Origin of the sequence: Streptomyces spinosus, assembly GCF_020400655.1 — a bacterium.
Classification (GTDB): domain Bacteria; phylum Actinomycetota; class Actinomycetes; order Streptomycetales; family Streptomycetaceae; genus Streptomyces; species Streptomyces argyrophylli.
This window is the reverse complement of the sequence record NZ_JAINRC010000012.1, coordinates 336,007-342,376: the sequence shown is the minus strand read 5'-3', so window position 1 is coordinate 342,376 and position 6,370 is coordinate 336,007. Positions and strand designations below refer to the sequence as shown.

The 6,370-nt window shown below is 73.1% G+C and carries 6 protein-coding genes; all 6 read right to left on the bottom strand.

All coding sequences use genetic code 11. The features are described 5' to 3' along the window. Positions 1 to 563, bottom strand: a 563-nt coding sequence (locus LG395_RS24140) for a Pro-rich N-terminal domain-containing protein (protein WP_225811160.1), incomplete at its 3' end; no start/stop codon positions are given. A 165-nt stretch (positions 564 to 728) separates the two neighbouring features. Beyond that, on the bottom strand, positions 729 to 1,820 hold the full coding sequence (gene aroB, locus LG395_RS24135; RefSeq protein ID WP_171158159.1) for a 3-dehydroquinate synthase: 1,092 nt from the start codon (positions 1,818 to 1,820) through the stop codon (positions 729 to 731). After that, entirely contained in the window at positions 1,817 to 2,299 is a 483-nt protein-coding gene (locus LG395_RS24130) for a shikimate kinase (protein WP_171160150.1), read from the bottom strand. Before LG395_RS24130 ends, aroB begins: the two co-directional genes overlap by 4 nt. Positions 2,300 to 2,331: 32 nt before the next feature. Next, positions 2,332 to 3,516, bottom strand: a complete 1,185-nt coding sequence (gene aroC, locus LG395_RS24125; RefSeq protein ID WP_225811159.1) for a chorismate synthase — start codon at positions 3,514 to 3,516, stop codon at positions 2,332 to 2,334. A gap of 163 nt (positions 3,517 to 3,679) precedes the next feature. Continuing rightward, positions 3,680 to 4,519 carry a shikimate dehydrogenase gene (locus LG395_RS24120; protein WP_171158155.1) on the bottom strand — a complete coding sequence of 280 codons (840 nt, stop codon included), beginning with the start codon at positions 4,517 to 4,519 and terminating at the stop codon, positions 3,680 to 3,682. A gap of 150 nt (positions 4,520 to 4,669) precedes the next feature. After that, positions 4,670 to 6,349 (bottom strand): endolytic transglycosylase MltG, encoded by a 1,680-nt coding sequence (gene mltG / locus LG395_RS24115; RefSeq protein WP_225811158.1) that lies wholly within the window; start codon positions 6,347 to 6,349, stop codon positions 4,670 to 4,672. Positions 6,350 to 6,370 lie beyond the last annotated feature (21 nt).

The window sequence follows — 6,370 nt, the reverse complement described above, 5'->3', positions numbered from 1 at the left end:
GCCAGGAAGTTGCGCGCGGCGAAGCCGCAGGTGCGACGGGCCAGGCGGTACTGGGCCTCGGAGTTGTCGTTCCAGCCGGCCTGCGGGTCCGCGAAGCCGGAGCGCACCCATTCGCGGACGTCGTCCAGGCTGATGTGGGCCGTGGGGACCCGGCGGTGGTCCGCCCAGTACTTGGCGACGCTGGTCTTGCCCGCGCCGGCCGGGCCGATCAGGAGGACGGCCAGGGTGGTCGCCGTCGGGTCCGGTGCGGTGGCCGCGGCGGGCGGGCCCGCGGGGGCGCCGACCGGGCCGCCGGGTGACAGCGGGACGTGTCCCGTGCTGTCGGGAGTCTGCGGGCCGGCGGTGTGCTGCGGGGGCGCGGGCGGCGGCACCTGGCCGGCGGCCGGGGGCTGCTGCGGGGCCGGCGGGACCGGTCCGGGCGGAGCCGGGAAGCCCGGCGGGGGCGGGACGGGGGCGGGCCCCTGGGGGGCTCCCGGGTGGTGTGCGGCCGGCGCCCAGCCGGCGTGCGGGCCCTGCCCCGGCTGGTGGGGCGGCGGCAGCGGAGACCCCACTGCGTGCTGCATCCGTTGCCACTCCGTCTCGTACACACAACTGGCGCTGGCGGCAGGGGGCGTGCCCCCGCTCGCTACCGAACGGTACCGTCCCCGGCCGTCGTTTGGTGAAACGGCCGGGGACGGTCCGAAGTGCCCGGGGGCGAAGGACGTCGGACGCGACGCGGGGTCCGGGGGCTACTGGCCGACTTCTCCGTAGGCGGCGAGGAGGACGGCCGGGTCCGGGCCTTCCAGGACGGTCGGCCGGGCCAGGCCGTCCAGGACGATGAAGCGCAGCAGATCGCCACGGGACTTCTTGTCGACCTTCATCGCCTCCAGCAGCTTGGGCCACTGGTCGTAGCGGTAGTGCAGCGGCAGGCCGACCGATTCGAGGACGCTGCGGTGGCGGTCGGCCGTCGCGTCGTCCAAGCGGCCCGCGAGGCGGCCCAGTTCGGCGGCGAAGTGCATGCCGACCGCGACCGCGGCCCCATGCCGCCACTTGTACCGCTCGTTCTTCTCGATGGCGTGGCCGAGCGTGTGACCGTAGTTGAGGATCTCCCGCCGGCCCGATTCCTTCAGGTCCGAGGAGACGACGTCGGCCTTCACCCGGATCGACCGCTCGATCAGCTCGGACGTGTGCGGGCCCGCCGGAGTGCGGGCGGCCTGCGGGTCGGCCTCGATCAGGTCCAGGATCACCGGGTCGGCGATGAACCCCGCCTTGATGATCTCGGCCAGTCCGGAGACGTAGTCGTGCACCGGCAGGGAGTCCAGCGCGGCCAGGTCGCACAGCACACCGGCCGGCGGATGGAAGGCGCCGACCAGGTTCTTGCCCTCGGCGGTGTTGATGCCGGTCTTGCCGCCGACCGCCGCGTCGACCATGCCCAGCACGGTCGTGGGGACGGCGATCCAGCGCACCCCGCGCAGCCAGGTCGCGGCGACGAACCCGGCAAGGTCGGTGGTGGCGCCGCCGCCGACACCGACGACGACGTCGGTGCGGGTGAAGCCGCACTGGCCCAGCGCCTTCCAGCAGTAGGCGGCGACCTCGGCGGTCTTGGCCTCCTCGGCGTTGGGCACCTGGATGGCCACGGCCTCGTAGCCCTGGTCGGCCAGGTCGGCGCGCAGCGCCTCCCCGGTCTCCGCCAGCGCCTCCGGGTGGATCACGGCGACCCGCTTGGCCTGTGCCCCGATCAGCCCGGGCAGCTCGTCCAGGAGCTGCCGGCCCACCAGCACCTCGTAGGGGTCGGTGCCCGCGGTGCCGGCGATCCGGATCCGGGTGACTGCCTCGCTCATACCTGCTTCAACTCCAGTGCGTCCAGCGCCGCCTGCGCGACCTCTTCCGGGGTGCGGCCGTCCGTCGCGACGACGGCGGTGGCGACCTCCTCGTACAGGTGCCGGCGCGCCTCCATCAGCTCCCGCCACTGCTTGCGCGGGTTGACCGCGAGCAGCGGGCGGGCCACGTTCAGACCGGTGCGCTTGACGGCCTCCTCGACCTCCATCGAGAGGTACAGCACCCGCTGCCCGGCCAGCAGCGCGCGCGTGTCCGCGTCCAGGACCGCCCCGCCGCCCAGCGCGACGACGCCCCGGTGCTCGGCGAGCGCGGCCCGCACGGCGGCCTTCTCCAGGGCGCGGAAGGCGGCCTCGCCCTCGTCCACGAAGATCTCGGCGATGGTGCGGCCCCCGGCCGCCACGATGTCCTCGTCGGTGTCCCGGTAGCCGACGCCGAGGCGCTCGGCGAGCAGCCGGCCGACGGTGGACTTGCCCACGCCCATCGGCCCGACCAGGACGATCACCGGCGTGCCGCTCACCGGATCGCCAGGTTGTCGAGGTACGACCGGACGTTGCGGCGGGTCTCCGGGACGGAGTCACCGCCGAACTTCTCGGCGACCGCGTCCGCGAGGACGAGCGCCACCATGGCCTCGGCGACGATGCCGGCGGCCGGGACGGCGGAGACGTCGGAGCGCTGGTGGTGGGCCTGGGCGGGCTCGCCGGTGGTGACGTCCACCGTCCTGAGGGCGCGCGGCACGGTGGCGATCGGCTTCATCGCCGCGCGCACCCGCAGCAGCTCACCCGTGCTGAGGCCGCCCTCGGTGCCGCCGGAGCGGCCGGAGACGCGCCGGATGCCCTCCGACGTGCCCACGATCTCGTCGTGCGCCTGGGAGCCGGGCACGCGGGCCAGCTCGAAGCCGTCGCCGATCTCGACGCCCTTGATCGCCTGGATGCCCATGAGCGCGCCGGCGAGGCGGGCGTCCAGCTTGCGGTCCCAGTGCACGTGCGAGCCGAGGCCGACCGGGACGCCGTAGGCCAGCACCTCGACCACGCCGCCCAGCGTGTCGCCGTCCTTGTGGGCCTGGTCGATCTCGGCGACCATCGCCTTGGAGGCGTCCGCGTCGAGGCAGCGCAGCGGGTCGGCGTCGAGCTTGTCGACGTCGGCCGGGGTCGGGTAGACGCCCCGCGGGGCCTTGACGGAGCAGAGCTCGACGACGTGGGAGACGATCTCGATGCCGGCCGTCTCCTTCAGGTACGACCGGGCGACCGCGCCCAGCGCCACCCGGGCCGCCGTCTCGCGGGCCGAGGCGCGCTCCAGGATCGGGCGGGCCTCGTCGAAGCCGTACTTCTGCATGCCCGCCAGGTCGGCGTGGCCGGGGCGGGGGCGGGTCAGCGGCGCGTTGCGGGCCAGGCCCGCCAGCACCTCGGGGTCGACCGGATCGGCCGCCATGACCTGCTCCCACTTCGGCCACTCGGTGTTGCCCACCATGATCGCCACCGGGGAGCCCAGGGTCAGCCCGTGCCGGACCCCGCCGAGGAACGTGACCTCGTCGCGTTCGAACTTCATCCGCGCACCGCGGCCATAGCCGAGCCGCCGCCGCGCCAGGTGGTCCGCCACCATCTCCGTGGTGATCGGCACGCCGGCGGGAAGACCCTCCAGCGTCGCGACAAGTGCGGGACCGTGGGACTCCCCCGCGGTCAGCCAACGCAGCCTGCTCAACGGTGCTCCTCAGTGCTCGCGCCCGGTACTGCCCGCCGTGCACGCGTCCTCGTGCACGGCGACGGCGCCGCCGGGTGCGCGACCCCGGTACGCCACCTCCGATCCTCCCACGTCCCGGGGCGCGGACCGGCCGCCGGTCCAGCAGGCGGACGGGTGCGGGGCGTCAGCGGGCCGCGAGTGCCTGCTCGCCGGCGTGCCGCATGGCCGCCAGGGGGCCCGGGGTGTGTCCGGTCATCTGCTCGAACTGGAGTACGGCCTGGTGGACCAGCAGGTCGAGGCCGCTCACCACCGCACCGCCGAACATGGACCAGCGGGCCGCGAGCTCGGTGGGCCAGGGGTCGTAGAGCACGTCGAAGAGGGTGGCGGGGCGTTCGGGTACGGCGGCGGCGAGGGCGTCGGTCGTACCGGCGGGTGTGGTGGCGATGACCAGCGGAGCGCGCAGGGCCTCGGCGGCGTCGGCCCAGTCCGCCGTGCGGACCTCCACTTCGAGCCGTTCGCCCCACTGCCGCATCTCGGCGGCGCGGGCCTCGCTGCGGACGTAGGCGACGACCTCGCCGGTGCAGATCCGGGCCAGCGCGGCGAGCGCGGAGGAGGCGGTGGCGCCGGCACCGAGGACGGCGGCGGAGCCGACCTGTTCGATGCCGTGCTCGCGCAGGGCGGCCACCATGCCCGGGATGTCGGTGTTGTCGCCGATCCGGCGGCCGTCCTCGGTGAAGACGACCGTGTTGACCGCGTCGACCGAGGCGGCCGTCTCGCTGATCTCGTCCACGAGCGGGATGACCGCCCGCTTCAGCGGCATCGTCAGTGACAGTCCCGCCCACTGCGGACCGAGCCCGTCCAGGAAGCCGGGCAGCGCGGCCTCGTCGACGTCGAAGCGCTCGTACGACCAGCCGGCGAGCCCGGCCGCCTCGTACGCGGCCCGGTGCAGCACCGGGGAGAGCGAATGGGCGATCGGCGAACCGAGCACGGCGGCACGGCGGCCACCGACTACCCCTGACGCCATGGGCACCTGTCCTTGAGCCTCGATCCGGTGGGCGCTGCGGGCATTCGGTCCCCGTCGCCCGCCGACCGTCCACCGAAGCCCCGCGCTGATCCTATCGTCCTCGCGGGCCGGGTCCGGGCGACGGTCCGCCGGCGCCCTCCGCACCCGTCGTCAGTTCTTGTTCCTCGCCTCGTTCCACTGGTTGACCAGTTCCTCGTGTTCCGCGAGCGTCTTCGTGAACTTGCTGGTCTTGCCGTCCATGGAGATGAAGTAGTACCAGCCGTCGTGGGTCGGGTTGAGCGAGCCCTTGAGCGCTTCCTCGCCGGGGTTGTCGATGGGGCCCGGCGGCAGTCCCTTGGCGAAGTAGGTGTTGTAGGGGCTGTTGTACCTGCGCAGCTCGGCGACGCTCAGGTCGATCTTGCTCTGGTTCTTCACGTAGTTGTACGTGGAGTCGAACTCCAGCCGCCCGTACGTCTGCGGGTTGTCCGTCTTGAGGCGGTTGTAGACGACCTCCGCCATCTTGCGGAAGTCGTCGTGGCTCGTGCCTTCGGCCTGCACCAGGCTCGCGACGGTGAGCACCTGCCAGGGGCTGTCCAGGCCGAGCGCCTCGGCCTTCTTCTCCAGGCCCAGTTTCCGGTACTCGGCGGACGCCTGGGCGACCATCTTCCTCAGGACGGCTTCGGGCTTCTGCCCCTTGGCGACCGCGTAGCTGGACGGGTAGAGGAACCCTTCCAGCGGGTCCTTGAGATTCGGGTGGTCCGTCGCCCAGGCCGGCAGCCCGAGGTGCTTGTACTCCTTCTTCGCGACGCGCGCCGTGGTGCCCGCCGGCACATGGAGGCGCTTGTCGATCAGGGCGTACACCGCCGTGTTGCGAAGACCCTCGGCGATGATCAGGTTGCTGCGGCTCTTCGGACTCAGCATCAGTTCCACCGCGCTCGCGGCGGACATCTCCTTCTGGAGGGTGTACACACCGTCCTGGAGGGACTTGCCGTCGGGGTTGGCCTGCAGCGCGGAGACGAAGGCGGCCGCGCTCTCGACGACGCCGGCCTCCTTCAGCTTCTGGCCGATCTCCCAGCCGCCGGCGCCCTTGGGGATCTCGACCGTGACCTGCTCCCCGTTGCCGTCACCCGCGTAGTCCGGAGCCGTGCCGAAACGATTTTGGTAGAACTTGTAGCCGAAGTACCCGACGCCGCCGAGGCCGCCGCCGAACACCAGGACGACCACCATGCAGGCGCAGCCGGTGCGCCGCTTCCTGCTCTTGACGGGCTTCTTGCCGCGCCGCTCACGCCGGCTCTGGAGCTCGTGCTCCTCCTCGCCGTCCTCGTCGCCGCCTCCCGCGAAGAAGGCGTGCTCCTCCTCGCCCGCCGCCTCCGGCTCGGGCTCCGGCTCGGGCTGCCGGCGGCCGGGCGGCACCGGCGGCGGGTAGGCGTCCTCGGTGGGGTAGAAGTCGGGCTGCTGCGTGCCGTAGGCAACGGGCTGCTGGCCGTACGGGTCGCCGGGGTCGGCGGCGTAGGGCACGTGGCCGTGGGTGCCGGTCGCGTCCCAGCCGCCCTGGTGGACCTGCTGCTGGGTCTGGTGGGCGAAGCGCTGGTCGTACCCGGCGCCCGGTCCCTCGTGGTACTGCTGCTGCCGATCGCCGTACCCGGGCTGGTGCTCCTGGCTCCAGGCGCCGTGCTGCTGCTGTTCCTGGCTCCAGTCGCCGTGCTGCGGCGTCTGCGGATGGTGCTGCGGCTGGCCGCCGTAGGGAGACCGCGGGCCCTCCTGGGCCTGCCGTCCCCATCCGCCGTCCCCGTACAACGGGTCCTCCGGATGCCACGGTTCGGAGCCTTGGCCCCGGCCATACTCAGTCATCGATCCCCTAGAGCCGCGAGG

Coding starts and splice junctions, on each gene's coding strand:
- LG395_RS24130 (WP_171160150.1), bottom strand. CDS start 2,299: ATGGGCGTGGGCAAGTCCACCGTCGGCCGGCTGCTCGCCGAGCGCCTC.
- aroB (WP_171158159.1), bottom strand. CDS start 1,820: ATGAGCGAGGCAGTCACCCGGATCCGGATCGCCGGCACCGCGGGCACC.
- mltG (WP_225811158.1), bottom strand. CDS start 6,349: ATGACTGAGTATGGCCGGGGCCAAGGCTCCGAACCGTGGCATCCGGAG.
- LG395_RS24120 (WP_171158155.1), bottom strand. CDS start 4,519: ATGGCGTCAGGGGTAGTCGGTGGCCGCCGTGCCGCCGTGCTCGGTTCG.